Below are 25705 nucleotides of genomic sequence, written 5' to 3'. Positions count from 1 at the left end.
GGAGAGGGGGAGAGGTGAGGGGTGAAGGTGTTTGTTTCCGGCGGAGGACGGGATACGGGTTCAGCCGCGGTCTGGTGGGCTCGGGAAGGAGGATAGGAGGCGGGGCCTCGGGGTCTTCCGGGTCGGCTCCCCCGGAGGCGGTGGCCCCGCCGGGAACGTCACCCGGGAAATCAGCCGGGAAATCGTTGATGGTGTCGAGGTCGGGGATTTCGGAGGCGACCTGGGATGCGACCTGGGAGCCCATTGCGGTGGCCACCGCGGAGCCCATTGCGGTGGCCACCGCGGAGCCCACCTCGAACGCGTAGGCGGACGGGGTGGGCACGGTGGGCGGGTCCACCTCATCGACCTCACCGACGCCGCCCTCGACCTCGCCGGGCCAGGGCTCCGCGGGCTGGGCGTGGCTCTCGTCGTCGTCGCGGGCCCGGCGCCGGAGTTCTTGGGGGATGTCGCCGGTGATCTTGGCGAACAGATCGGCGACGGTGACGCCACCGGCGGTGTGCGAGCCGCGGGAGCGGCGATCGGTCGGAGCGGGCCCACGGTCGTCGTCCGGGAGGTTCTCCGGGGCGTCGTCCACCGACTCGCCGGAATTCGGCGAGTGATGTTGGTTACGTTGCCGCGGCGTGGCGCCTGGCGCCGGCGACCGGCGTCCGGTAAGCCACTGGTTATCGCCGTCGGAGCCGTCGCGGTGCGGGCCAGGAGTGGCGTTTGAGCCGTCACTCATGTCCTTATCCGGCCTCCGACTCTGGCGGGGTCAGGGGAGAACCCCGCCCGCTGCATATATCGACGGTGCCAGCGCCGTTGCGGGCACCGTGGGGGTGCTGCCCGGGGGCAGCGGCCTGCGGTTCCTATGTCTTTAGCAGCTTTGGCCGCCGTTGCGCCACCCGAGCGCGGCGGGCGGCGCCGTCATCGTCGCCATTATCGTACTGAGACAACCTGAGAGTGTCTGTGTCGAGGCGGTCTCGGTTCAGCCTCCGGAGTGCATCACGTCCGCGCCGGCGGGCACCGTGCAGTCGTCGGGATCGGTCAGCCACCCCTCGGGCAGCGACACCGCGGCCGGGGAGCCCTGCCGGCCCCGGGGGCCACCGGCGGCCTCCGGGAACGGCGCCGAGTGATCCAGCCCGGTCAGCAGGGCGTCGAGCTCGTCGAGCGTTTTCACCAGGGCCAGGGCCCGTCGCAGGTCGGACCCGACCGGGAAGCCGTGCAGGTACCACGCGATGTGCTTGCGCATGTCGCGCATGCCCTTGTCCTCGCCGAAGTGTTCGGCCAGCAGCGTGCCGTGGCGGCGCATGATCGCCGCGACCTGGCCCAGGGTGGGCGGCGCGGGTGGCGGCGCACCGGTGAACGCCGCCGAGAGTTCGGCGAACAGCCACGGGCGGCCCAGGCACCCCCGGCCGATCACCACGCCGTCGCAGCCGGTCGTGGCCATCATCGTCAGCGCGTCACTGGCGTCGAAGATGTCGCCGTTACCCAGCACCGGGATCGACGTGACGTGCTGTTTGAGCTCGGTGATGCGGCTCCAGTCGGCGGCACCGGAATAGCGCTGGGCCGCGGTGCGGGCGTGCAGCGCCACCGCCGCGGCGCCCTCCTGCTCGGCGATGCGCCCGGCGTCCAGGTGGGTCAGGTGGGCGTCGTCGATGCCGACCCGGAACTTCACGGTGACCGGGATGGAGGTGCCCTCGGTGCCGCGCACCGCGGCCGCCACGATCCGGCCGAACAGCCGGCGCTTGTAGGGCAGCGCGGCCCCGCCGCCGCGGCGGGTCACCTTGGGCACCGGGCAGCCGAAGTTCATGTCGAGGTGATCGGCGAGGCCCTCCTGGGCGATCATCCGGGCGGCGGCGTAGGTGGTGTCGGGGTCCACGGTGTAGAGCTGCAGCGAGCGCGGCGACTCCTCGGGGGCGAACGTCGTCATGTGCATGGTCGCCGGATGCCGTTCGACCAGGGCCCGCGCGGTCACCATCTCGCACACGTACAGACCGCTGACGGTGCCCACCAGCTCCTGCTCCAGCTGCCGGCACAACGTCCGGAAGGCGACGTTGGTCACCCCCGCCATCGGGGCCAGGACGACGGGGCTGGGCAGCGCGAACGGCCCGATCCGCAGTGCGGACCGGGCCGGCGCGAGCGACTCGGGGAGGCGCAGGGTGTCCGGGATCAACCAGCGGCTCCCGATGCCACCAGCTGGTTCTTCTTGGCCGCCTTCTTCTCGGCCACCAGGCGTTCGCGTTCCAGCCGGCGCTGCTTGGCCACCTCGAACTTGTCGCAGGCGTCCTCGAGCTCCTCGATGAGCAGGCCGAGATCGTCACGCAGCCGGGCGGCCTCGCCGGTGAAGTCCTCGCGTTCGAAGATGCGCCACTTCTTGAGCACCGGCATCACCACGTCGTCGAGGTGGATCCGCGGGTCGTAGACGCCGCCGACGGCGATGATGACGGCCTTGCGGCGGAACTCCGGCACGGTGAAACCGGGCATCTTGAAGTTGCGCAGCACGCGGTGCAGCGACTTCATCGCCTGGTTGGGGCAGATGTCCAGGCCGGCGGCCGAGACGTCGCGGTAGAAGATCATGTGCAGGTTCTCGTCGGCCGACACCCGCTGCAGCAGCTGATCGGCCACGGGGTCGTTGCAGGCCTTGCCGGTGTTGCGGTGCGAGACGCGGGTGGCCAGCTCCTGGAACGACACGTACATCACCGAGTCGAACAGGCTGTCGGCGAACAGGTCGCCCTGCTGGTTCTGGCCGGGGGAGAAGCCGCGGGTGACCTGCTCCATGCGGGTCACCTCCAGCTCGACGGGATCGACGGCGCGGGTGACCACCAGGTAGTCGCGCAGTGCAATGCCGTGCCGGTTCTCCTCGGCGGTCCAGCGGTTCACCCAGAACCCCCAGGGCCCGTCCATGGTGAAGTTCATCGCGATCTCGCGGTGATAGGCGGGCAGGTTGTCCTCGGTGAGCAGGTTCTGCACCATCGCGGTCTGGGCGACCTCGGACAGCTTGGACTGTTCGGGGTCCCAGTCCTGGCCGCCGAGCGCGTAGTAGTTCTTGCCGTCGGACCACGGGATGTAATCGTGCGGATTCCAGTCCTTGGTCATCTTCATGTGACGGTTGATCTGCTGTTCGACCACGGGCTCGAGTTCGTGCAACAGCTGAAGGTCGGTCAGCTCTTTCGGCACGGCGCCTCCCAGTTATCTGTACCTGATGGTTGCAGTCAATATATCTGTGTATCGCAGTACCATTCAAGTCGACCGGATGGTGTGTCGGTTCTGAGTACCCGCCGGGCGGGGCATCCGTCCGCGGCGACATGCCGATATGCACCCGGCGGTGTCCGCGACGTCGTCGAAGTGTGGCCGAACCGCGATGTCGGCGCGGTCGGGGGCGCGCTCATCGGGTGTGGTCGCCGGGGCGGGGTTGTCCGGGCGTGGCCCGGCTCATCAGCATCTCGACGCAGTAGTCGATGAACTGTTCGCGGGTGGCCGTCAGCCGGCCGTCGAGGTAGGCGGTGAACAGCGCGGTCAACCCGCCGATCAGGCTGATGGCCGCCATGTGCTGCACCACCGGGTCGGTGATGGTGGTCAGCTTGCGCTGCAGCAGATCGATGAAGTTGGGCATCCACTCGGCTCCCGACCGGGTCAGTACGGGTTCCACCTCGGGGGCCAGCAGCAGCACCCGGCCCCGAACCGGATCGTCGACCATCAGCGCGACGAACCGTTCCACCGCCTCGCGCGGTGTGCTCGCCGACATCAGGGTGGCCATCGCCTTGGTGCACACCTCGTCGTAGACGGCGCGCACGTAGTCGTCGCGGTCGGAGAAGCTCTCGTAGAAGTAGCGCTCGGTCAGCCCGGCCGTGCGGCACACCGCCCGGACGGTCACCGCCGGACCGCCCTTGTCGCCGAGCAGCTCGATGCCGGCGTCGACGAGCGCGTCGCGCCGGCGGGCCTGGCGGTCCTCGAGCGGGATGCCGGACCAGCGGCCGCGGCGTTGACCGGACGTCACTTCACTCCCTAGTATTCCGACGACAGGGTGACAACGGGTGTAGTCAGAATCGCCTTACCGATGGGAAACACACCAGTGACACAAGATACGTCTGAGGCTTCGCCGCTGACCAGCGAACCGGGCACCCCCGCCGCGGGATGCCCGATGTCGGCGGGCGGCTACCAGGCCCCGCCGCAGCCCCTCGGGCCCGACTCGTTGACCTGGAAGTACTTCGGCGACTGGCGCGGAATGCTGCAGGGGCCGTGGGCGGGCTCGATGCAGAACATGCATCCCCAGCTCGGCGCCGCGGTCGAGGAGTACTCGATCTTCTTCCAGGAGCGCTGGCCGCGACTGCTGCGGTCGCTGTACCCGATCGGCGGCGTGGTGTTCGACGGTGAGCGCGCCCCCGCCACGGGCGCGGAGGTGCGCGACTACCACGTCAACATCAAGGGCGTCGACGCGCAGGGGCGCCGGTATCACGCGTTGAACCCCGACGTCTTCTACTGGGCGCACGCCACCTTCTTCGTGGGCACACTGATCGTCGCCGAGCGCCTCTGCGGCGGCATCACCGAGGACGAGAAGCGCCAGCTGTTCGACGAGCACATCCAGTGGTACTCGATGTACGGCATGAGCATGCGGCCCGTGCCGAAGACCTGGGAAGAGTTCGGTGAGTACTGGCAGCACATGTGCACCGAGGTGCTGGAGAACAACAAGGCCGCCCGCGACGTCCTCGACCTCACCGGGCTGCCCAAGCCGCCGTTCGCGGCGTGGATGCCGGACTGGATGTGGGCGGCCCAGCGCAGGCTGCTGGCCCCGTTCTTCGTGTGGTTCACCGTCGGCCTCTACGACCCACCGGTGCGCGAGCTGATGGGCTACGGCTGGTCGCGGCGCGACGAGTGGCTGCACCGGCGGCTGGGCAACCTCGTCAACCGGGTCTTCCGCCCGCTGCCCACGCGGATGCGGATGCATCCGCGCGCACGGTCGGGCTGGGACCGGGCCACCGGACGCCTCCCGGCCGACGCCCCGCTGGTGCACACCCCGGCCCGCAATCTGCCCCCGATCGGCCACCGCGACAACGGAATGCACTACAGCCCGGACGTGTGAACCGACCCGCTTGCGGTGTTTGCTGCGCCCGGGGCGCCGGCGCGGTTCGCGGCGCCGCCGCGAACCCGCGGCCAAGAACGTGACCCGGCCGACGGCGCGTTGCCCGGGCGGTGGTCTGCCCCCGTGTTCTCATGGGTGCACAACCACGATCTGCGAGGTGATGCGATGGCCACGGCATGGCTCGTCGGAACACCGTTGGCCGTCGCCTACGCCTTCGGGGTGCTTCGCGGCGCGACGTTGCTGGCCCGCTTCTGGGAGCGCCGCCACCCCTACCGCGACTGAGGCCGCGGGTCGGGGTGCGCGACGGGCCGTGATACGGGCTCGGCCCCGGCGCGTCGCCACGAGGTCCGTCCCGGGTGTCAGCGGGGGTGCCCCGCAAGGACACCGGCTACGGTGAGATCCATGCACGTCCCCGAACTACTCGGCGGCCGCTACGAGTTGCGGGGAGTTCTGGGCCGCGGCGGGATGGCGGAGGTCCGCGAGGGGTGGGACGTCCAAACCGGTCAGCCCGTGGCCATCAAGCTGCTGTATCCCGGTTACGACACCCATCCCGACTACCTGCGTCGGTTCTGGGCCGAGGGGCATTCCACTGCCGCGTTGCGGCATCCCAACATCGTGGCCGTCTACGGCACCGGCGAGCACTACGGCCAGCCCTTCATCGTCATGGAGCGGCTGCCGGGACGCAGCCTGGCCGACCTGATCGCCCAGGGGCCGGTGCCGCCGGAGTACGTCCGCAAGATGCTCGACGACGTGCTCGCGGCCCTCGCGGCGGCGCATGCGGCCGGAATCCTGCACCGCGACATCAAACCCGCCAACATCCTGTTCACGGCGTCGGGGGATGCCCGGGTCGCCGACTTCGGCCTGGCCAAGGGACCCGACACGCACCGGACCGACACCGGCCAGATCATGGGAACGATGGCCTATATGAGCCCGGAACGGCTCACCGGCCGCCCCGCCACCGTCGCCGATGACCTCTACGCGGTCGGTGTGGTCGGCTACGAGGCCCTGACCGGCCGGCGGGCGTTCCCGGAGGAGAACCTGGTCGCGCTGGCCAAGGCCATCACCGAGTACCCGCCGCCGCCGGTGTCGGTGGTCCGCCCCGACATCGACGCGCAACTGGCCGCCGTCGTCGACCGCGCGATGGCCCGCGACGCCGCGGTGCGTTTCCCCACCGCCGAGGTGATGCGCGCCGAACTGGCCAACATCGGCGGAGAACCCGTCACCGGGCCGATCCCGGTGCTGCGCCCCCCACCCGTGCCGCCCGCACCGCCGGCGGGGTCTCCGGCGCTGCTGCTCGACGCGCCGGTGGGGCGGACCCGCACCGGCCGCCGGGTGATGCTGATCGCGTTCCTGATGGCCTTCCTGGCCGCGCTGCTGGTCGCCGCGGTCGTGTTCATCCTCGGGGTCACCACCCAGACGCCGCTGGGTAGCGGCGCCTCGGGCGTCGCCGTGGCCGAGTCCGCCCTCCCGGTGTCATAGCCGGCCCACAGCCGGACACGGGCGCCGTCGGCGGAAACACGATTGGCCGTCACACGCCTACGGCCGCCGATCGCAGCTAGGATCTCGCGAAGTTGCTGCGACGCGGAATCGGCCCGACGAGATCACGCGAGAAGCAGCCAGGATTGCCCTCACCGACCGGCCGAGATGGGTGGAGATGACAGTCACCGGCACAACGCCCGACCCCGTAATTCGGGTCAGACTGACTAGAATTACCTCAATACTGACGGTGGCGGTGTCCGGGCGGGGTGGGCGTACGGCATGAGTGTTGATGCCTGGATCACCGTGGTGGTGGTCGCCGCCGCACTGGTCCTGCTGGTGCTCGACCGGTTCAACGCCACCGTCGTCATGGGCGGTGCCGTGCTGTCGCTGTACCTGACCGGGGTGATCGACCAGGGCCAGCTGCTGTCCGGTTTCGCCAACGAATCCCTGGCCGCGGTGGGGGCGCTGTACATCCTGGCCGGCGCGGCCGATGCCACCGGCGCGTTCGACGGGCTGATCGGACGCCTGCTCGGTGGGGCCAAACGGGGGCGACCGCACGCCGAACTGCTGCGGGTCTGCATGCCCGCCGCCGGGGCGTCGGCCTTCATCGCCAACACCCCGCTGGTCGCGATGCTCGCACCACGGGTGATCCGCTGGTGCCGGCGCACCGGGCGTTCGCCCTCGCACTACCTGATGCCGCTGAGCTACGCCATCATCCTCGGCGGGTCCACCACGATGATCGGAACGTCGGCGAACCTGTTCGTCAACGACCTGATCGACAACGCCGGACTCGGCCGGCTCGGCCTGTTCGCCATCACCGGGATCGGGCTACCGCTGGCGGTGGGCGGTATCGCGCTGATGGCCCTGGTGGGGCCGCGCCTGCTCAAGGACCGCACCTCCCCGGGGGACACGCTGAGCGGGTCTGAACGCGAATTCACGGTGGAGATGACCATTCCGGCCAACAGCCCGATGGCCGGCGTCACCGTCGCCGAGGCCGGCCTGCGGCACCTCGAGGGGGTGTTCCTGGTGGAGGTCGAACGCGCGGGCAAGGTCATCGCCGCGATCGGCCCGGAGGAGCAGCTGGCCGTCGGGGACCGGCTGGTGTTCGTCGGGAACCTTGAACGGGTCCTGGATCTGCAGCGCATGACCGGCCTGGTGTCCACCGAGGCGCGCCACTTCGCCGATCTGGCACGCAACCCGCAACGGCAGTTCGTCGAGGCCGTGATCAGCACCGGATCACCCCTGGTGGGGTCCAGCCTCAAGGCCTCCGGCTTCCGCAGCCGCTACGCCTCGGCCGTCGTGGCGATCCACCGCTCCAGTGAGCAACTCGACGGCAAGCTGGGGGAGGTTCGGCTGCGCGCCGGCGACGTCCTTCTGGTGCTGGCCGGCCCCGACTTCACCGAGCAGTACCAACAGCACCGCGACTTCGCGATCGTGGCCCCGCTCAACCGCGAGCGGCCGATCCGCCGCGAGCGGGCCCGGGTCGTCGAGGTCAGCATCCTGACGCTGATCATCGTCGCGGGCACCGGCCTGATGAGCCTGCTGCAGATCGCCCTGCTGATCGCGTTCCTGTTGATCGTGACCAGGGTGGTCACCCTGCAGGACGCACGCCGCTTCGTCGACCTCAACGTGCTGCTGCTGATGGCCACCAGCTTCGGGCTCGGTGCCGCGGTGCAAAGCAGCGGGCTGGCCGCGACGATGGCCCACGGCGTCGTCGACGCGGGGGCGCACCTGGGCCCCTACGGGCTGCTGGCGGCGGTGCTGACCGCCACCATGCTGGCCACCGAGGCGATCACCAACACCGCCGCGGCCGCGCTGATGTTTCCCATCGCCGTCGCGATCGCCGAGCAGGCCGGGCTGAATCCGCTGCCCTTCGCGGTGATCGTGCTCTTCGGCGCCACCCAGTCGTTCCTGACCCCGATCGGCTATCAGACCAACACGATCGTGTGGGGCATGGGCGGCTACCGCTACACCGACTTCGCGCGGTTGGGCGTCCCGTTGACGGTGCTACTGCTGGTGGCGACCCCGCTGCTGGTGCCGGTGTTCTTCCCGTTCCATTGAGTGTCCGTTGAGCGGTGCACTGATCCTGTGCCGAGTGGTGCCCCCACCAGGGCTCGAACCTGGGACCTGCGGATTACAGGACCGTCGTACAGCCCTTCGTTGTCCGTAGGAGCGGACGGGCGGTTGCGTAGTGCCGCTAACCATGAGGGCAACGGAACGGCGTCAAGCGCGTTGCATGTCGGAAACGAGCGCCCGATTTGAATCCATGCTCGATGAAGATCCACAGCATGACGGTTGAGACAACAGGGGTTACGGACTGGGAGGTTTGGCAAGTCGCCCAACGGCTTTCACGCCGAACCATAGAAGAACGGCTCCGCGTCATCCGGCTCCTTCACATCGAGACGGAGCAACAGCCGGTCAGCATCGACGCTACCGGGATCGTCCGGTGGGTGGCCGACCACGACGACGACTGGTCCGACTCGACCGCCTGCACCTACACCAGCTATCTCGCGGCCTGGTTCAAGTGGCTGCAGCTCACAGACCGCCGCGCCGACAACCCCATGGTGAAGGTGGGCACCCCAAGGTCGCCGGACCGAGAGCCCCGACCCATTTCCGACGCCGACGTGGTCAAGCTGATGCAGACGCGGATGTGGACGTCGACACGTCGCATGATCACGCTCGCTCTGCTGGCTGGGCTGCGTGTCCACGAGATCGCGAAGATGCGCGGGGAGGACGTCGACCTGGGGTCGCGGATGCTGTGGGTCCGCGGGAAGGGCAAGCGACTCAAGTCGGTCCCTCTACACCCGATGCTGACGGAGCTTGCGTCGGAGATGCCCGCCGCGGGCTGGTGGTTCCCCATGCGTGGCCACGAGTCTGAGCACATCTTGTCGAAGTCCGTGTCTGACATCATCGGCCGGACGATGCGGCGAGCGGGCATACGGGGCAGCGCACACTGTCTGCGACACTGGTACGCGACCACCATGCTCGACAATGGGGTCGACATCAGGGTGGTGCAGGAGCTGATGAGGCACAAGTCGCTGGCGACCACCCAGATCTACACGAAGGTTGCCGACGGGCGACGCCAGGAGGCCATCCTGACTCTCGACCCGTGGCGTGCGGTGCACGCCAATTCGCAGCCTGGGCTCAGGGCTGTCTCATAGCCTGGGCCCATGCCCCGCAGTTCTCCTTGGCTCGATGACCGCGCGCGGCTGCTGGTACGTCTGCTCGCCGAGAAGCACGGCCTGGACGTCAGCGAGTCGACTGCGCTGGAGTGCGTGGCCGGCCACGTCGACCTGGTCGCCGAGAGAATGCGGATAGGCCGGCAAGCCGCGAAGCTCTATGTCACGGACGACGTGATCGAGCGGGTGGCCGGCCGAATCGCGCAAGCAGTGAGTAGAGAAATCGCGAGACAGTCATTGGAGTCCGAGGAAGACGTTGCGTACCTGCGGCTTGTCCGCCCGGACGACCGCGGCGACATCGGGGACGTCAGCACATAGCCGCGGCGGGCACCGCCAGACCGGCTACGATCCCGACCCATGGCGGACAACCGCGGCGACGACGCACCAATCGGCGACGACGCCCCGACCGGTCTCGCAGCGACCGAACTGGGCGCCGCGATCGACGAGACCGAGGCGGTGACCGCGTGGTCATTGGCCGACGACGACGAGCCCATCCAGAAACGCCGCCTGAGCGCGCGACAGATCACCACGCTCGCTCTCGCTGGAAGCCTGGTGATTGTCGTGTCGGTGGCTGTTTTCGCCGGCTACACCATGGGTTCAGGTTCCGAGCGGAATGCACCGCCGGCGGCCGTCGGAACAGTCACCGAGTCGTTCGGAGCGCCGGCGGTGTCGGCCGTCGAACCACTGGACGGTGTGTACCGGATCGACTACAGCGGCGAGGTGCTGCAGAACGGCACAGCGGCCCCCTTCGAAACCGAGGCCGCGAGCAGCTACTGGGCTTTCCGCACCAACTGCTCGCCGGGCGGAGGGTGTTCAGCGGTGGGGGTAGGTCTCGACGATAGCCAAGCGCCGCGCACACCCGAGGTCACCACGACGCTGCGCTTCGATGATGACGCCTGGCAAGAAGTACCGGTCACCAGTCCTGTGGACCGAAGGGAGTGCCTTCTACCGGACGGGCGCATCGGCCCCGGAACCGATATTGAAAGCTCCGCGTCGCGGTTGGAACCACTGCCCGGCGGGGCGCTGAAGGGCAGCAGGGCGGCGACGGTCCTCACGAACAGCTGCGGGTTCGCTGGCACCGTCCTCGAGGAACAGGTCAGCGTAGAGCGGGTGGGAGCTACACCCACCGACATCGACATCCCGGACGCTGCACCGGCGGCGCCGCCACCCGCCCAGGGTGCATCGAGCGCGGCCAAGATGGACGGCCTGTTCACTATCCAGTTCAACAACGACCAGCAGACCGTGAACGGTCGACCGGCGGCCAAGACCTTTCCGAATGCAACAGAGCTGTGGGCGTTCCGGTCGGCTTGCACGGCCGACGGGTGCGCGGCCGTCGGCGCGCAGGTCTTCGATCAGAATCCCCAGCAGAACACCGGCATCGTTACGGTGCTGCACCTTGAAGAGGGTCAGTGGCAGAGTTCGAAGACATTGCAGCCGCCCGGGCAGTGCAATACGGGGGCCCCGGGCGCCGACGTGATGGGCCTGGAGTGGTCCGTGGTGAGACAGCCCGACGGGGTCCTGCGAGGGGTCGCGACCGGAACGATCCTCACCGATCAATGCGGCCACGAGGGGTACGTGTACAAGTCGCCATTCGTCGGCGTCAGAACCGGCGATGTCCCGTCGCGGGTGGTTATCGCTGACCCGGGAGTATTCGTCGGCAACTGAGAGAACCTGGCCCGAACGCACGAAACCGCCCCGGCTCCGCAGCGAGGCGGAACCGGGGCGGTCCGGGAGAGAGTGTCAGAATATGGCGGCCGGCGGCCGGGCGGTAGTCACCCCCGGCCGAGCCCGTCAACCGGCGCGGCGGCGTAGGTGTTCCTCGATGCTGTTGAGTCGGCCGCCATGATCGTTCGTGGCCTCGTGCACGGCGGAGATCTTCGCGCTGAGAGCACCGAGTTTTTGACCGACTTCGTGGACCTGTTCGCCGAGGGCCTGGAACTTCTGGTCAAGGTCGTCGCGCATGTTGTCGGTGTGGCTGTTCTTCACCTGGCCGAGGACTTTCCGAACTGCGACGGCGATGAACGTCACGAGGATCAACACGAGCAGCGAAGTCAGCGCCCACGCCGCGGCAGCCGCGACGTCCCAACCGTCGTTGGCGTCGGGGATGTTGATGTCGGGCAGGTCCCCGATCGGCGTTGGCGCAATCACGCGGCGGTGGGCAACGGAGGGACCGGCGAGACGCCGCGCTGGACGGTCTTGGCCGCCGCGGTGGCGATGCCGAGCGCCTGGCCGACCGCGGACACGACCAGCGCCGCCTTCTCGTCACTGGCCATGCCGTAGATCTGCAGCACTCCCATCAGCGGTCCGGCGACGAGATAGAGCGCCACCCGCAGCTTCGTCGTCGCATACAGGGCAGCGAACAGAAGGGTGATGACCGAGGTGGCCAGCCGCAGCCAGGCGTCTGCCTGGGCCGCGGTGGTGATGAACACTTCAAGCCCGAACAGCAACATCACCAGCGCAGAGGCGAACCGGTAGTACGCCTCACGTGCCTGCTCGGGGATCAGGCGACGGATTTGGTCGAGCACTGATAGCTCCAATCAAGTTGTGCAACAGAATATTTCGTGATTTGATCTACTTACAGCAGAACAGAGAAATCGCCTGGCCTGGACGGAAAAAACAGATCGCTAGCCTCATGAGGATCTAGTTGCTCGGGACCAGCGGCCACCTCGCAGATACGTGGATGCAGCCCGGCGACCACAACGCCCCGCCAGGAGATGGCGGGGCGGCTCTGCGTTCTCTAGGCCGCCGTGCGCGCGGGCACCGCGTGGCAGCACGTGACGACGTGACGGCGGGCGTGCTCCAGATAGGTGACGCCGGGCTCAACTTCGTCGAACTCGTAGCGGATGTGCGGCGCGGTCGGCGGGTTGCTGGTGACGAACTGCAGCGCGAGGATGGCGCATTCGATCGCCGCGGCGGTCTCGTTGTCCCCGGCGGCACCGAGCTTCACACCCAGGCCGCGGAGCAGCCCGATGAACGCCCCGGACAGGATCGCACCGAGGTTCGGGAACGGCAGATCCACACCGGCGACCTGCAACAGCTTGATCAGGTTCTCCACCAGATCGACGGCGCATTTGATCGGATCGTTAAGTTGCAGTTCGATGCCCAGCGTGTAGGCGGCCTCGGCGACCTTGGCCATGTTCATCGGGACGCGGGTGTAGAAGTCCCACACCCCGTTGAACCGGTTGCAGTAGTCGACCCAGTTCTCCGGGGTGTCGGTGAGATGGAACTGGGAGATGCCCTGACCATCTGGCACCACGCCGCCCGGGCCGATGCCGTGACCTTCCTGCCGGCTCGGGTTGCCCAGGGCGAACCCGCCGATGAAGTTGTGCCGCAGGTGGTAACACCGGCCGCCCGGTGTCAGGATCTCTGCGAGGACACGGGAGGCGGCCTCGCCGCCCATGGAGTAGCCGCCGATGCCGAAGGTCTGCAGCGGGTGGGTCAGGATCCAGGCGATCGCCCACTCAACGGCGGCGTCGACGGACTGCGCGTAGCTCGGCGCGGTGGGGCTGCCGCCGACCGGCCCGAACGTGTACGGGCCCTGCACCGGGACCTCGTACACCAGCCCGGTCGCCGACGCGGCGCCGATGACCCAGGAGCAGTATCCGGTGCCCGGCACCGACCAGGTGCCGCCGAACGTCAGCCAAGCGTGCAGCACGTAGTCGCGGCCGTCGAGTTGCCGCGCCATCCGCAGGCTCACGGATGCCCCTTGAGCGCCTTGAACAGTTCGATCACCATGTCGGACAGGGTCCATTCGCCGCCGTCGGGGTCGACGTACATCACGGACTGGTCCTCGGCGAGCACGGTGACTTCATCGAGGGTGGACGGGGTGTTCCACACCTCGCCGGGGGTGGGGCCGGCGGTGCGGGCGGTGGCCCGCTGCTGGGAGTCGGTGACGCGTCGGTACAGTTCCACCGGACGGAACGGCAGGACCTGCCCGTCTTCGCGGCGGCCGTCGAGCTTGTCGGCTCCGGGATCATTCGACATTGGTGGGCTCCTGTCCTCCGCTGAGCGCGGCGGCGTTGAGCAGCCCGCACAGGGGTAGTAGTTTCTGGGCGAATTCCTGCGCGCGGGCCCGCAGCCACGGTCGGCCGGCGACGTAGCTGCCCTCGGGGAAGCGGCCGGCGGCGTTGTCGCGGACGGCCTGGACGTCGCGCTCGACGCCGAGCAGCGCGCCGATGATCATCACGATGTTCCAGGCGTTGCCGTCGGTGTTGAGCAGCATGCCGACGGTGTCATCGACCCCGCCGGCGGTGTCGTCGGCGGGGGCGAACATGCCGCGGGACAGCCAGTCGCCGGGCATGGTGTTGCCGCCGAGGATCTTGTCGACGGCCCGGTTGAGCCGATCGATGTTCACACCGGACAATTCGTCATCTCCTGTCGTCAGATCGAGCAGTGCTCGCAGTTGGTCGGTGGTTCCGCGGAATGCGTTGGCGTCGACCAACTTCCCGGCAACAAGCGCCTTGTCGGCGAACTGCAGAATGTCGGGGGTTCGGCCGCCGTAGGCGCCCCACAAGCTGCTGCTGTTGCCCGGGTAGAGCACCGACGCGTAGCCCGCTCCGGAGACGTACTCGGAGCGGATCAAGCCGGGCACCTGCGAGAGATCGGGGCGGCCGATCTTCTCCCAATACCAGTCCGGGATGTAGGACAGCCGCACCGCGACGCCGAGCGCTTCGATCTCCCGTTTGACCGCCCAGAACTGCGACATCGGACCGGATCCGGCTTCGAAGTCGAGCATCGCGGGGATCGTCTTGTCGCCGAGCTGGTCGACGAACAACCGTGCCTGCGCCGCCGGATCACCGTCTCGGATGTAGTGGTAGCCGGCGAGGATCAACCCGAGGCGCTGCGCGTCGTCGCGGGTGCGCGGCCAGTACGGGTCGCGGTAGGAGGCACCTTCGGACACCTTCGCCCACACGAAGTCGAACCCCTCGGCCTTGACCTGGTCGAGGTCCATGACGCCCTGGTGGTTGGAGATGTCGATGCCGTACGTGACGGCGTTCGGGTCGTCCGGGATAGCGGTGCCGTCCTCGACGATCGGCCCGGGGAGATATGCCCAGTCGTTGGCGTAAGACGTGTCGTAGACGGAGCGGGCTTCGTCCCCGGTCACGCAGGCGCCGTTGGGGTATTTGGTGGTGCGGCCGTGGGACTCCATCCGGACCCCGTCCACTTCGAGCCACATGTGACTGTTGGCCCCGCCGCCGGGACCGTGGTGCAGCGCGATCTTCACGACAGCATCCGAGGGGAAGTCGTTGGGGTGGGCGACGGTGATGGTGCCGAACGGTCCACGCTGCCCGACGTCGATGGGCCGCCAGGACTCTGTGGTGATCCAGTTCCCAGAGGCAGGGTCGACCCGCTGCCACTGCATCCGCACCCCGTAGAGGACACCGTTCAGTGCGTGTGCTGCGAGCGCCGAGCAGTCGCACCCCTGCCGGATGTTGGTCTTCGACCAGATGCCGGCGTAGACGTAGACGTTCCCGACGCGCTCTCGGAATCGAGCCTTGAGATATTCGACGTCGGCGCGGGTGACGGACATAGGGGGTCCTCTCAGGCATGCCACACACATCGCGTGTGCGCTGTGCACAGCCGGGGTCTTCACTTGGCGGTATGCCAAGTTGAGTCAGGGGCGGCGGTGCGCTAGGGGCGGTTCGCGCTCATGGCAGGAGTCCGATGAATAATCCGCGGATCACCGCCCAACGGTGGGGCCAGCGGGCGCGCGAACCTCCGCGGACCGGGTGGTCGACGATCGGCCACTCGCACACGTTGCAGCGGTCCTCTGGGTGGCCTTCGTTATTGTCGGGGTCGGACATCCCGTAGGCGTCCAGCCAGGCCAGCGCTTTCACAGGTGCACCAGGGGCGACTCGATGTCGGCTAGCGGGCAGCCGCGCAGCCACGCGAGACCAGCCAGGGCGAAGAGCGCGACTCCTGCGAGCGCGCCGAGCGTGAATGGCTTCATGGTGGGATTGCCTTCCTGCCGCGTCACGCGGCGGCGCCTGCCTATCGGTACTTCGCGGGGATGAGCACCGGAGCCGGGCGGACGTACGCCGTTTCGACCTTGGTGCGGATCCGCTGGTCGTCGAACCCGATCTGAAGGTTGTGGTTGCGGGCGCACCGGCCGCCGAACACCCGCGCAAGGAACGGCATCGGACGGTCGGCGGGGTTGACCAGCATGGTGACCGCAGTCAGGTAGGTGACGTTGCCTTCGGTGTAGACCGACCACTCGTCCCGGTTCACCGGGTAGCCGTCGAGGCCCAGTTCCGGTGTCGCACTGTAGGTGCTGTGGATGTCGCCGCTCAGCTGCGCGAGAGCGTCCGGGTTCTCCCAGTCGTTGGGGTAGTCCGCCCAGGTGTCGTACTGGCGGTTGATGTCGAGGACGGTGTAGGGGGTCGACTCCAGAATGCCGTAGCCGACGCCGGCCCCACCGCCTGACGGCCCGGGATAGGTTGACCCGTTGACGTCGGGACGCATGTACGCCCGGCCGCCGTACTTGCGTTCAGGGTTACCAGAGCTGATGAACAGCACCGACTCGGGGTCGATGTCGCTGGTCGGCCCCTTCTGTCGAATCCACTTGTAGATGATCTGGCCGCCACGGGAGTGACCGGCCACGATGAGCGGGTCGGCGGTATCCGACAGGTGGTCTCGCATCAGGGCGTCAAGGTTGTTCATGTCGGTGGTTGCCGACGAGTCGCTGATGCTGAAGTTGTTCCACGCCCCCGGGACGCGGACGTTGGGAGCCTCGAAGAGCTTCCCGCCGAAGTTGTCCGTGTGGTATCCGAACACATATGCTCCCGGAATCGTTATGACAGTTGCCATTTCACCTCCCTAGGCGGCCATGAAGAAGAAGTTGTCAGTGTCGGCCGGCGGGGGGTCGCTGGCCGGGAACATCTCGAACGCCATCTCCGAGTAGTCGGCGCCAGATGCGCGCGAACAGGTGAACTCGACGCTGGCCGCGCCCGGGGCGTCACCGAGGATGCCTTTGGCGTAGGTACCGGTGATGACGAGCGCACGCTGGGTTTGGTTGTAGCTGCCCGCCGCGGTGCCGAACGCCGACTCCTGCATGAACGCCTGCACGATGTGCCTGCCGGCCGCCGACGACACGGTCAGCGACTGGGTGCTGCCGCTTTCGGTGCCGGTTTCCGACACCAGCGACCCGACCGACTCGACTCCCGTGAAACTGATCGAGCATGCGGTGAACAGGCAGCGCACCGACGCGCTCAGCGTTGCCAACGCTTCGACGTCGTGGCTGCCGGCCGGCGGGTCCAGCATGTAGAAGAACTGCTGAAACGATGCGTTCGCGCCGCCGACATCGTCGTCGCCCCACACCTGATCCATCGGGGTAAGCGCGACCCCGTTGTAGGTGACCGCACACTCCACGGTGGCGTCTCCACCGCTGATGTACCCGGCAACGAGCGCGACCAGGATCCTGTTGGCCCCAGCGCAGACATGTTGGAACGTAGGCGAGCTGATCGACGTGGTGGGGTTCAGGTCGCTCGACGGGGACTCCGCTGGGTCTCCGGTGAGGTTGTTGCCGACGGCGTCGAATGCGATAGCCACTAGGCGGCCTCGCCGACGGCCAGCACGTCCCACTTCGCGTCGGCGGCGTTGTAGGCGCACTGAACGTAGAGCGTCTTGCTGGCAGTCGTCGAGGTGGGAAGTGTGATGCCGATGGCCCGGAAGATGGCGTTCCACGCCAGAGCATGCCCAGTTCCGTTGTCTTTGAACCGGAACCGCAGAGGCTGGCCGTCGGTGGGAGTGCCGGTCGGTGCGGCGATCGTCGCGCCGGTAGCTAGTGCAGTGACGTGGTATGCGTCGTGGTTGTTGGCGTTGGCGGTGATCGTCGCTGCCGAAGCGGTACTGCCGATGCGTGCAGTGATCCGCGTATTCGTGAGCGTCTTGGCCGCGGCCCACTTCGCCGCGTCGCTGGTGTTGTCGACGTTTCCGAGGCCCACGTCGACCTTGCTGCCCGAGGTCGCCACCGCAGCCAGCGTGGGCTTGTTGAGGATCTGGGCGTCCCCGGAGCTGGCGTTCCAGTCCGGGTTGACGTTGACCTCCGCGCCAGCGTCGATGCCGTCGACCTTGGCCTTGAGCGCATTGAGCTGGGCGCCCGTGACGGTGGTGTCCAGATCGGTCAGGGCGTCTACGGCCGGCGGGATAGAGGGCTTGCCGCTCAGGTCGGCGTAGGCGCCGCTGGTGGCAACCTCGGCGAGGGCGCCGGGTTGCACCGCGGAATCAGCCAGGGCCCCCTGCGCTGCCGTGGCGAACGCGCTGGTGTTGGCCGCGGCGGCAGTGCCCAACGTGGGCCGCCCGGTCAGATCCCCGTAGACCCCACTGGTGGCGACGGAGGACAGATCGCCAGGCTGCACCGCGGAGTCAGCAAGGGCGCCCTGTGCGCTGGTGGCCCGCGTACCGACCTGGGTATCGACATATGTCTTGGGGGTGGCATCGGCGGGATCAGTCGGGGTGCCGACGCGCAGCACGCCACTGGAGTTGCGGTAGGCGATGGTGTTGGGGCTCTCAGCAGCACCTATTGCGTAGGTCGTCTGCTCACCTGACCCGTTGGTGCCGTAGATCCTGACCGGGGAGCTGGTGACGTCCACCTTGCCGGCCAGACCAGAGTTGACGTAGCTCTCGGTGGCGTAGTCGCTGAGGTCACCAGACACCTCCAGGAGGGTGCGCGCGGCTGCGGCGTCGGCCGCGTCGACGAGTGCACGCCCGAACTCTGTGGTGTCGTCGAGCATCAAGACAGCCGACTCGGCTTCGAGCGTCCCGACGAGCTGGAAAGCGGTCGCGGAGTAGTCCGCGCCGCTGGTGCGGGTTGCTGCGAACGTGACCGTCGAAGCGCCGAGCGCGTCACCCACGACGGCTTGAGCGTTCGAGCCACCGTTGAGCGCGGCGCGCTGAGTCTGGTTGTATCCGGTGATCGCGCTGCCCGACAGCGGCTCGTGGACGAACGCCTGGATGACCAGCCGACCTGGGGCCGAGATGACGACCTGCTCCAACGCTGTCCCGGACTCGGTTCCGCCGTGGGAGACCTGCGCGGTGAATGACTGGACCCCGGTGTAGGTCGCCGCGACGGCTGACATGTGTGGATCGGTGGTGCCGGTCGCAGTCCAAGATACGACGACGTCCTGCTCGCCGGCCGGGGCGCCCAGCAGCACGAAGAATTGCAGGAAGGAAGCGTTCGACGCGTTCAACGCGACAGCGTTGCCCATCGAAGGGCCACCCACGGGCTCCATGTCAATGCCGCCGCACGTCACTGCCAGCGTGATGGTTTCGCTGTCGTTGCGGTAGCCCATCACCGCCACCACTGCACAGAGCCCGTCCGCGTAGGCTCCGGTGAGCACCAACGTCGGCAGGACCCCGCTGGTGGCGTCGCTGAACGACATCTCGACTGTTGCGCTGACAGCGTCGGGGACAGGTGGAATCCAACTGGACGAGAACAGCGCCGAGATCGTGCCCTCGGACACCGCGCCCAACAGTTCGCGGGCCTCGTTCACATCCTCCACTGTGAGAAGGGCTCGCCCTACCGGCGTCGAGTCCACAATGTCGGTTGAGGCTGGGGCTGCGTTCTCTGTGATCGGGAACCAGTGATCGGTCGCAGCGTCGTAGCGCCAAATCGACAGCACGACCAGGATCTGCGACGCGCTCAGTGGAATCTCCGTGAGGCCCGATCCGTTCTGACCGATCTCTGCGCCGCCGCCGGCGGCCAGGGTGACCTCGCCGTCGCCGAGTAGCAGTACCCCGACCATGTCGTCGCCGGCGGGGTCGTTGGGCAGTGTCACCGTCACGCTGTCGGTCGCGGTGACGCGCACCAGGTCACCTGCCGCGGCGGTGTAGTCCTCGGTGATGAACTCGCTCGGATGCAGATCGAAGCCGGGCGGTACGGCGTCGAGCAGTTCGGCCCAGGTGATCTTCTTGAGAATCCTGGTGCCCTCGCTGTCGACGATGCCGATCGTGTCGCTGGCGGCCGGGGAGGGCTTCGCGGTTGAGCTGTCAACGGCTGCGGCCACGGACGCTGCGTTGGTGACGTCAGCGCCTTCGGCGACGCCGTCGACCTTGGCCGCAAGGTCATTCAGCTCCGGGCCTGTGACGGTGGTGTCGAGGTCGGCAAGTTTCGTCGCGCCGGTGCCCGGGCCAACACCATCGAGCGCGTCTTCGAGGTCGTTGACCCTCTTCGCTACTGCGTTGGCCGCGTCGGCGGTGTACTTTTGCCCTGGTCGCCAATTCGCCTTTAGCTTATCCATTGTCGCCGCCCTGTGCCGCAATCATGTTGTTGTTCAGGGCATGTGCCGCCGCAGTCCAATCTTCGTCCCACTGGGCGACCCAGCTGGGAGACGCGTACAGGAGGTAGGTGTCGGCGCTGCCGTCGGTGTAGTCGTGGGTGGCGTAGCAGTTGCCGTCGTTGTCGCGCCACCAGTAGCGCCCATCGGTTTCAATCACGGCAACGAGGACGGCGATCTCCTCTGGTGACATCATTCCTCCACTGCGGTCATGCGGATAGACGCCCACGGCAGGTAGTCATTCACCCTGGTCAGCGTGTCGAAGCTGATGCTCGACGGGATGCCTTGCGTGTGGCTCTCGGCGACGTAGCACGCCGCGTTGTGTAGCAGCCCTGGCCGGCCGATTCCGGGTAGCGCTTTGACTGCGAACCTCCGCGCTACCTGCAGGATCGACGGAGCGACCTGCTGGTGGGCGATGAACAGCAGTTGCCCTGGCGTTGACTCTTGGTCGAGAGCTGCCCCGCCGAGCAGCGTTTCGACCTCGACCTCTTGCAGGGATGTGGTGTCGGCGTCACCATCCTTGATATCTCCCGAGCCCCAAACTTTTTCGACGTTTCCGTTGGCGGGGTTGTATCCGCACAACGCCATCTCGTAGTAGTTGATGCTCAGGAATGAGGTGTCGGCGCCGACGATCCAGCGGACGGCCGCCGGGATGCCCCGACGGTCACAGATGATCGGAATGTAGTAGATGTCACCGAGGGTCGACCCGACCGTAACCCCGGGCTTGAACACCGGGCACACTCCGTGGTGTTCGAAATGGTTGTGCGCGTTCGCCCCACACGTGATGGTCGACGCGTCGAGAACGTCGGCGTACTTCGGTCGTGTGGCGCCCGCCGTCGTCACGGTGACCGCCAGGTCGCTACGAGGAAACGAGGACATGTCCTCGAAGTCGGACACCCACAACGGGGTTGTGTTCGCGACCGCGGCGAGCGTGCGGAGGTCCGCGATGGCCTCTGTGTGCTCGGTGAGCTTCTGTTCGACTCCTCCGCCCCACGATCTCAACTGTGTGGACGCGTAGCCGTTGGCGAGGTAGCCCTGCAGCGACAGCGCCACATTCTGGAGCATCAGCTCGATGACGTTGCCGCGTTTCGCCGCGACCCGTTCGGGTGTCCAGATCGACTTGGAGGTTTGGGCGTGTCCAGATCCGGGCCAGGACGTGGCCGGGGTCTGGTACCCGTCGATGGGTTGCGGTTCCACTAGACCGGAATTCCGGCGGCTGACGCTCGGGCGCCACCGGGCGCGGCGGCGGTTTCCCAGCCGCTGGACGACGGTGCCACCTGCTCGGCACGGTAGTACACCACAGCGGGCGCATCCGCCGGCACAATGGCGTAGGCGCCGTCAGCCCCGATGGGGGTGTTCGGCGGGCCGTATGCGATGGCCACTGGTGGGGGTGCCGCCCCGGCCGCACCGAAGCCACGACCGATCTCGATGCCTCCCGCGTCGGGATCCCCAAGGTAGGCGACGAAGTCGACGCGGGTGTCCACCGATCCGGACACCATGAGCATGCCGGCCGGGATGATCTTCCGCGGAACAGGTCGGGGCGGCAGTGTGACGGTTGTCAGAAGGCGCGGGTTCTCCGCAGAGAACGGCGTAGCTGCAATGGCCGCGGATGATTGTACGTCCCCGGTCGGCAAAGGCACGAACACAACCTTGGCTGCGCCGGGCTTCTTGGCCAGAACGTAGCCGTCGGCCGCTGAGCCGTCGATGTCGCCGCCGGCAAGGATATTGAACTCGGAGGTGTCGCCCTTCTCGCCCTTGTGGACGTAGATCGTGATGGTGCCTTCCCACGCCTCACCGGGCCCGCCCGGACTTGTCTCGTCGACACGCGGGTTCGGTGAAGGCAGAGGGTCACCCGGCTCTATTGGCTCAACCCGCCAGGTGATCTTCGGGGGCTCTCCGCCGTTGCCCTGGATGGCAAGCGGGAACGACGCGAGCCCGTCGGACGGAGTGATGATGATCGTTCCGACACCGGTGGATACGTTGAACCCGTACGGGAACGTGACAGTGCAGTCGGTGAAGCTGATCGTTCCCGCTGTCTCATCAACGATGATCGCCATCGAAAACCCTTCGTCGGTTAGCCATTGGCCAGGAGTGCGATGTTGAGGCCGGCTTGGAGATCGCCGATTCGGCGTTGGATCTTTGCGGCGTCGGCGTCTTCTGCGCGGCCGTCACCGATTTGGTAGGTGATCTTCGCGTACTTGTCGCCGCTGTCTTCGAGCGCGGCGTCTTCGATGAAGTCGGACAGGACCTTTCCGCGACGAATCAGTGTCGACATGCCTCCGGGGAAGCAGTCGCGCCCGAATTCATAGGGGTAGCAGTTGTCCACAGTCACGCGACCGGATGCGTAGCCTTCTGTGTCGAACTGCAGCGTCTTCTGCTGAAAGAACGCGTCCAGTGTGTAGGAGCCAGAGCCGGTGGCTTTGAACACCTCCGGCCACCCGAACGGCCCTTGCGCCAACCGCCGGTCGAAGTTGTCGGTGAGTTGGTAGGCCATCCATAGGTCGTTGAACGCGCCCTCAAGGACGGTCGACGGAATTCCGGTCACCCCAATGGCAATCGAGAGCATGTCGACGAAAAACGAGATCGAATTGTCTACGATTCGGTTGAACCAAGCGGGTGATTTCCCCCCTGAAATCGTCCGCCATGCGACAGCGCCATGGTGGGCGATCTCGCCGCGTATCCCGGAATCTGGGTGGTCACAGTTGAACACGGTCCACGGCATCGTGTAGTGAACGCCGAACGCTGGCGCGATGTTCACCCCGCGTGGTGCGTACTCGTTGTCGGGGTTGAGGAATGGCTTCAACACTCGACCGAGCATTGAGTCGGCGAGGTCGACGAAGGTTCGTTGCGTGCCGTCAATCCACGTGCCCGAGAAGCCAGTAACCCCCTGCCGGTCTTTGACGTCAATGCAGATCGTGGGCGCTGTAAGCGTGACGTGCTCGTCTGGCTGCTCCATGCCCGGCTCCCACAACCACACTTCGATCGTGAGCGCGCAGTCACGGCACGTTTGGTCGACGACCGTCAGGAGGTCTTCCATCTTCCAGTTCAGAGAGATGAACGGGCTAGTGTCTTTCCACCCCGTCCCGCCGCGCACCACGTAGACGGGGGTCACGGCCAGCCGTTGCAGATCCCGGATATCCAGAGGGTTGGCGTCGTTCGTGGTGAGTGTCGCGAAATACGAACGCCAATCGAGGTTGAGGCTGACGAGATTGTTGATGGCTTCCCACAGGCCGAGTTGTATCCGCAGGAAGTTCCCGGCGAACAGGTACTTGATGACCGTGATGGCGTTGCCGAACGCGACACCGCTCGACGGTGGGCCTTGGATCTGCAACGGCATGAACCACCACGGCCACGCACACACGCGGGTCAGCCACGCCTTGTCGTGGAGCAGCGTGCAGTCGACAGTGTCCGCCTTGTCGGGGTCGCCGAACTTGTCGGTGGCGACATCGACTCGCCCCGACCACCGAATGGGCCCAATGTCGGCGACGAACGGGACCACCGTCTCGTCACACCGCAGGGCGACATCGGCCATGGGGTCGCTGCCCTTGAGTACGAGCCTCCCTACTGGTACCCCGAGCCGGGGGAAGTTGAGGCGCAGGTATTCTCGGTCGCCGAGCTCGCCGGCGACCTTGGCGGTGTTTGTCCGCAGCGTGGCGACGATGTCGTGTGGCGGCCGCTGTTCGAGGTCTGCGATTGCGCGTGCAGCGCTCATCACCTCGTGGGGGTTCGCCGAGAGCAGGCGCGCTTGTATGTCGGCGAGGTCGAGATAGTCGCCGACGTCTTTGATGCGGACCATGTCCTATTCGGGCCAACGTCGCTGGGGCGTCACAGCCGCGATGGCGCGGGAGTTCGCGTTGCCGTCCTTGATGGTGACCGCGATCCTCGAAGTCACCGCGTCGGACGGTTGGTCGACGCCCGGGATCGGGCGAGAGAAGCGTCCGTCGAGGTGTTCGTAGAGGTTGCCTTGCCGCGGGAGTACCCCGTAGATCGACTCGTACCAGGACAGCAGTGGCGGGACCTGGCCGAGCGCAACGAGTTTCGCCATGTTCTCGACCTCCTTGCGCTCCGCGCCGGTGAGGCTTCCGGACGTTGTGAGGTCGATGATGTTCCGGTATCTCGGGTGGGTGGAGATCAGAACCTGCTGGCCGTCGTCGAGCGGGCCGAAGGTGATCATCTCTTTGCTTCCCGGCCCGTTTCCGACGCCGATGGTGCCGGGCCCGCGGAAGATGATCGTTGGCCAGCCGTCCTCTGATCCGACGTTGGTCAGATTCAGGTACCCAGATTGGGTGGCGGCAGCGTTGTCGCCGCCGGCGATCTTCCGGATGCGAGGCGGCGTGGCCTGTGTGATCGCCGCGGCGCCTGCGTAGAGCCCGCCGCCTATCCCGCGGTGGTCGGGTCCCATCATCGAGCCAGTGCCCGATTCTGTGCGGTTCAGGATTTCGGCGCCTTGGCGCAGCAGGCGAAAGGTGCGCGGAGCGCCATCCTGTCCCGGCAGGAACGTGTATTTCTCACCCCAGAACGGCGGCGGCCAGATCGGCTGCTGAAACAGCGTCGTCCGGACGCGGTCGTTATAGCGGACGATTTCGACCTTGCTGTGGCCGATCTCAGCGAATACCCCGTCGCCTTTCCAGGAGCCGTCGGGATTGCGGTTCATCCGCCCGCCGAGGTAGACCTTTCCCGATTCGGGCAGCGACCACTCAGGGACGGTGTCGATGACGGTGGAGATGACCTGGTTGTCGGTCTCGGTGGTGAATCCCCTGCGGGGACCGAAAATGCAGCGGCGCCACTCGGTGAACATGGTGTCGTCGGGGTCGTCGCGCCACCGAAGGTCACCGTCTTCGGTGTACGGATATCCGCCGCCGGGGCCGTCGAAGTCGATGGGCCAGTCGGGCCCCATGCCCTCCAGGTAGTCGACGGGGAAGGTGTCGGTGAAGTCCTCGTACACGAACATGAACGACGACATCGAATCGACAGACCGCCAGAACGCCAGAGGGTTCTCGATGACCTGAGTGATCCGCTGCCGCTTGTGCCTTCGCGGTGATCCCGTCAGCCGGTCGCTCCAGGACTTCGCGAGGTAGCAATCGCACCACCACAGGCCCTTGTCGAAAGTGAGCCATTCGAACCGCACCAGCTTGCGCGGATCCCACATGGCCTCGAAGTCGGAAACCACCTGTCCCAGTCGCTCCGGTGTGGTCCCGAAAGCATCAAGGATCACATTGATTTCGTTCTCGTTGAACACCGTGCCGTTTCTGGTGACGCCGTGTTGACGCGCAGCCTTCGACTTGATGTTCTTGAAACTGGGCGAAGGAGGGGTGATTTCGACGAGTAGGACGCCGTCCTGTTGCTTCGGCCATGGAGCCATCGCACCCGCGAAGTGAAAAATGTATCGACGGTCCAACGCGTTGAACGACAGCATCGGATCGACGTGTTCGAGCAGCAGCTGCTCACCCAGGACCGTCACCTGTCCAGGCGGGTACACCGTGGTTTCGGTGTGCACCTCGGCGAGGTCGAACGGCAGCTCCGCGGGGAACGGGGCATCTACCATCGGAAGGGACTCGCACCGTATTCAGCGGAACGGAACTGGGAAGCCACCTCGTTGGCCACCGACGTCGGTTCTTGGCCGGGCTGCTGGTGCAGCTCCTTGATCTCCACCAACGGTCCCCCTCCCTGTCCTGGCTGCTGCGCGTTCTGCTGGGCGTCTGGCTTGGGTTGCT

The 25705-nt window shown here is 66.9% G+C and carries 24 protein-coding genes and 1 tRNA gene; 6 read left to right on the top strand and 19 right to left on the bottom strand.

Annotated features, from left to right (window positions below; genetic code table 11):
- The 4 genes from CSR00_RS24190 to CSR00_RS24175 all read right to left on the bottom strand — a co-directional run.
- A partial coding sequence (locus CSR00_RS24190; RefSeq protein ID WP_141564468.1) for a hypothetical protein occupies window positions 1-574 on the bottom strand: 574 nt, incomplete at its 3' end.
- 390 nt (window positions 575-964) lie between these two features.
- A complete protein-coding gene (gene dusB / locus CSR00_RS24185; RefSeq protein ID WP_099024959.1) occupies window positions 965-2098 on the bottom strand; it encodes a tRNA dihydrouridine synthase DusB in 1134 nt (377 codons plus the stop codon).
- A 50-nt stretch (window positions 2099-2148) separates the two neighbouring features.
- Window positions 2149-3156 carry an acyl-ACP desaturase gene (locus CSR00_RS24180; protein ID WP_099024957.1) on the bottom strand — a complete coding sequence of 336 codons (1008 nt, stop codon included), beginning with the start codon at window positions 3154-3156 and terminating at the stop codon, window positions 2149-2151.
- Window positions 3157-3364: 208 nt separating this feature from the next.
- On the bottom strand, window positions 3365-3976 hold the full coding sequence (locus CSR00_RS24175) for a TetR/AcrR family transcriptional regulator (RefSeq protein WP_099024956.1): 612 nt from the start codon (window positions 3974-3976) through the stop codon (window positions 3365-3367).
- A gap of 60 nt (window positions 3977-4036) precedes the next feature.
- Here CSR00_RS24175 and CSR00_RS24170 point away from each other — a divergent pair, with 60 nt between their 5' ends.
- The 3 genes from CSR00_RS24170 to CSR00_RS24160 all read left to right on the top strand — a co-directional run bounded on the left by CSR00_RS24170 (window position 4037) and on the right by CSR00_RS24160 (window position 8599).
- Window positions 4037-5059, top strand: a complete 1023-nt coding sequence (locus CSR00_RS24170; RefSeq protein ID WP_099024955.1) for an oxygenase MpaB family protein — start codon at window positions 4037-4039, stop codon at window positions 5057-5059.
- A 402-nt stretch (window positions 5060-5461) separates the two neighbouring features.
- Window positions 5462-6538, top strand: coding sequence for a serine/threonine-protein kinase (locus CSR00_RS24165; protein WP_099024954.1), 1077 nt, complete (start codon window positions 5462-5464; stop codon window positions 6536-6538).
- 279 nt (window positions 6539-6817) lie between these two features.
- Window positions 6818-8599, top strand: coding sequence for an SLC13 family permease (locus CSR00_RS24160; protein WP_099024953.1), 1782 nt, complete (start codon window positions 6818-6820; stop codon window positions 8597-8599).
- A gap of 35 nt (window positions 8600-8634) precedes the next feature.
- Here the strand turns inward: CSR00_RS24160 and CSR00_RS30825 are convergent.
- Window positions 8635-8749: transfer RNA gene (locus CSR00_RS30825), tRNA-Thr, on the bottom strand.
- Window positions 8750-8826: 77 nt separating this feature from the next.
- Between CSR00_RS30825 and CSR00_RS24155 the strand changes: the two genes are divergently transcribed.
- Genes CSR00_RS24155 through CSR00_RS24145 form a run of 3 tightly spaced genes read left to right on the top strand, consistent with a single transcriptional unit; the run spans window position 8827 to window position 11382 of the window.
- The gene (locus tag CSR00_RS24155) at window positions 8827-9699 is read left to right on the top strand and encodes a tyrosine-type recombinase/integrase (RefSeq protein WP_245906464.1); all 873 of its coding nucleotides are present in this window, start codon (window positions 8827-8829) and stop codon (window positions 9697-9699) included.
- Between the two features lie 9 nt (window positions 9700-9708).
- Complete coding sequence (locus tag CSR00_RS24150; protein ID WP_176562234.1) at window positions 9709-10035, top strand: hypothetical protein; 327 nt, start codon at window positions 9709-9711, stop codon at window positions 10033-10035.
- Window positions 10036-10074: 39 nt separating this feature from the next.
- Entirely contained in the window at window positions 10075-11382 is a 1308-nt protein-coding gene (locus CSR00_RS24145; RefSeq protein ID WP_099024951.1) for an Rv2253/PknI dimerization domain-containing protein, read from the top strand.
- A 126-nt stretch (window positions 11383-11508) separates the two neighbouring features.
- Here CSR00_RS24145 and CSR00_RS24140 read toward each other — a convergent pair whose 3' ends face one another.
- From CSR00_RS24140 to CSR00_RS24075, 14 genes are all read right to left on the bottom strand, one after another.
- Entirely contained in the window at window positions 11509-11865 is a 357-nt protein-coding gene (locus CSR00_RS24140) for a DUF2746 domain-containing protein (RefSeq protein ID WP_099024950.1), read from the bottom strand.
- Entirely contained in the window at window positions 11862-12242 is a 381-nt protein-coding gene (locus CSR00_RS24135) for a phage holin (RefSeq protein ID WP_218014537.1), read from the bottom strand. Before CSR00_RS24135 ends, CSR00_RS24140 begins: the two co-directional genes overlap by 4 nt.
- Before the next feature lie 212 nt (window positions 12243-12454).
- Window positions 12455-13414, bottom strand: a complete 960-nt coding sequence (locus CSR00_RS24130) for a hypothetical protein (RefSeq protein WP_099024949.1) — start codon at window positions 13412-13414, stop codon at window positions 12455-12457.
- Window positions 13411-13701 carry a hypothetical protein gene (locus tag CSR00_RS24125; protein WP_099024948.1) on the bottom strand — a complete coding sequence of 97 codons (291 nt, stop codon included), beginning with the start codon at window positions 13699-13701 and terminating at the stop codon, window positions 13411-13413. The genes CSR00_RS24130 and CSR00_RS24125 overlap by 4 nt, the downstream gene beginning before the upstream one ends.
- Window positions 13691-15247 (bottom strand): glycoside hydrolase family 25 protein, encoded by a 1557-nt coding sequence (locus CSR00_RS24120; protein ID WP_099024947.1) that lies wholly within the window; start codon window positions 15245-15247, stop codon window positions 13691-13693. The genes CSR00_RS24125 and CSR00_RS24120 overlap by 11 nt, the downstream gene beginning before the upstream one ends.
- Before the next feature lie 303 nt (window positions 15248-15550).
- On the bottom strand, window positions 15551-15694 hold the full coding sequence (locus CSR00_RS30820) for a hypothetical protein (RefSeq protein WP_176562232.1): 144 nt from the start codon (window positions 15692-15694) through the stop codon (window positions 15551-15553).
- A gap of 14 nt (window positions 15695-15708) precedes the next feature.
- Window positions 15709-16524, bottom strand: coding sequence for a PE-PPE domain-containing protein (locus tag CSR00_RS24110; RefSeq protein WP_099024945.1), 816 nt, complete (start codon window positions 16522-16524; stop codon window positions 15709-15711).
- A 9-nt stretch (window positions 16525-16533) separates the two neighbouring features.
- Window positions 16534-17265: a hypothetical protein gene (locus CSR00_RS24105; RefSeq protein ID WP_099024944.1), complete on the bottom strand. Its 732-nt coding sequence runs from the start codon at window positions 17263-17265 to the stop codon at window positions 16534-16536.
- Complete coding sequence (locus CSR00_RS24100) at window positions 17265-19976, bottom strand: hypothetical protein (protein ID WP_141564467.1); 2712 nt, start codon at window positions 19974-19976, stop codon at window positions 17265-17267. Before CSR00_RS24100 ends, CSR00_RS24105 begins: the two co-directional genes overlap by 1 nt.
- Window positions 19948-20184, bottom strand: coding sequence for a hypothetical protein (locus tag CSR00_RS24095; protein WP_099024942.1), 237 nt, complete (start codon window positions 20182-20184; stop codon window positions 19948-19950). Before CSR00_RS24095 ends, CSR00_RS24100 begins: the two co-directional genes overlap by 29 nt.
- Complete coding sequence (locus CSR00_RS24090) at window positions 20184-21044, bottom strand: hypothetical protein (protein ID WP_141564466.1); 861 nt, start codon at window positions 21042-21044, stop codon at window positions 20184-20186. Before CSR00_RS24090 ends, CSR00_RS24095 begins: the two co-directional genes overlap by 1 nt.
- Window positions 21045-21187: 143 nt before the next feature.
- On the bottom strand, window positions 21188-22048 hold the full coding sequence (locus CSR00_RS24085) for a hypothetical protein (protein ID WP_099024940.1): 861 nt from the start codon (window positions 22046-22048) through the stop codon (window positions 21188-21190).
- A 17-nt stretch (window positions 22049-22065) separates the two neighbouring features.
- On the bottom strand, window positions 22066-23787 hold the full coding sequence (locus tag CSR00_RS24080; protein WP_099024939.1) for a Gp37-like protein: 1722 nt from the start codon (window positions 23785-23787) through the stop codon (window positions 22066-22068).
- Window positions 23788-23790: 3 nt separating this feature from the next.
- The gene (locus CSR00_RS24075; protein ID WP_099024938.1) at window positions 23791-25536 is read right to left on the bottom strand and encodes a DUF7257 domain-containing protein; all 1746 of its coding nucleotides are present in this window, start codon (window positions 25534-25536) and stop codon (window positions 23791-23793) included.
- Window positions 25537-25705 lie beyond the last annotated feature (169 nt).

Source organism: Mycolicibacterium palauense, from assembly GCF_002592005.1.
In the GTDB taxonomy this organism is placed as follows: Bacteria; Actinomycetota; Actinomycetes; order Mycobacteriales; family Mycobacteriaceae; genus Mycobacterium; species Mycobacterium palauense.
This window is presented reverse-complemented; position numbering and strand designations above follow the sequence as displayed.

Coding starts and splice junctions, on each gene's coding strand:
- CSR00_RS24110 (WP_099024945.1), bottom strand. CDS start 16,524: ATGGCAACTGTCATAACGATTCCGGGAGCATATGTGTTCGGATACCAC.
- CSR00_RS24145 (WP_099024951.1), top strand. CDS start 10,075: ATGGCGGACAACCGCGGCGACGACGCACCAATCGGCGACGACGCCCCG.
- CSR00_RS24075 (WP_099024938.1), bottom strand. CDS start 25,536: ATGGTAGATGCCCCGTTCCCCGCGGAGCTGCCGTTCGACCTCGCCGAG.
- CSR00_RS24080 (WP_099024939.1), bottom strand. CDS start 23,787: ATGGTCCGCATCAAAGACGTCGGCGACTATCTCGACCTCGCCGACATA.
- CSR00_RS24095 (WP_099024942.1), bottom strand. CDS start 20,184: ATGTCACCAGAGGAGATCGCCGTCCTCGTTGCCGTGATTGAAACCGAT.
- CSR00_RS24160 (WP_099024953.1), top strand. CDS start 6,818: ATGAGTGTTGATGCCTGGATCACCGTGGTGGTGGTCGCCGCCGCACTG.
- CSR00_RS24155 (WP_245906464.1), top strand. CDS start 8,827: ATGACGGTTGAGACAACAGGGGTTACGGACTGGGAGGTTTGGCAAGTC.
- CSR00_RS24085 (WP_099024940.1), bottom strand. CDS start 22,048: ATGGCGATCATCGTTGATGAGACAGCGGGAACGATCAGCTTCACCGAC.
- CSR00_RS24165 (WP_099024954.1), top strand. CDS start 5,462: ATGCACGTCCCCGAACTACTCGGCGGCCGCTACGAGTTGCGGGGAGTT.
- CSR00_RS24150 (WP_176562234.1), top strand. CDS start 9,709: ATGCCCCGCAGTTCTCCTTGGCTCGATGACCGCGCGCGGCTGCTGGTA.
- CSR00_RS24120 (WP_099024947.1), bottom strand. CDS start 15,247: ATGTCCGTCACCCGCGCCGACGTCGAATATCTCAAGGCTCGATTCCGA.
- CSR00_RS24125 (WP_099024948.1), bottom strand. CDS start 13,701: ATGTCGAATGATCCCGGAGCCGACAAGCTCGACGGCCGCCGCGAAGAC.
- CSR00_RS24170 (WP_099024955.1), top strand. CDS start 4,037: ATGGGAAACACACCAGTGACACAAGATACGTCTGAGGCTTCGCCGCTG.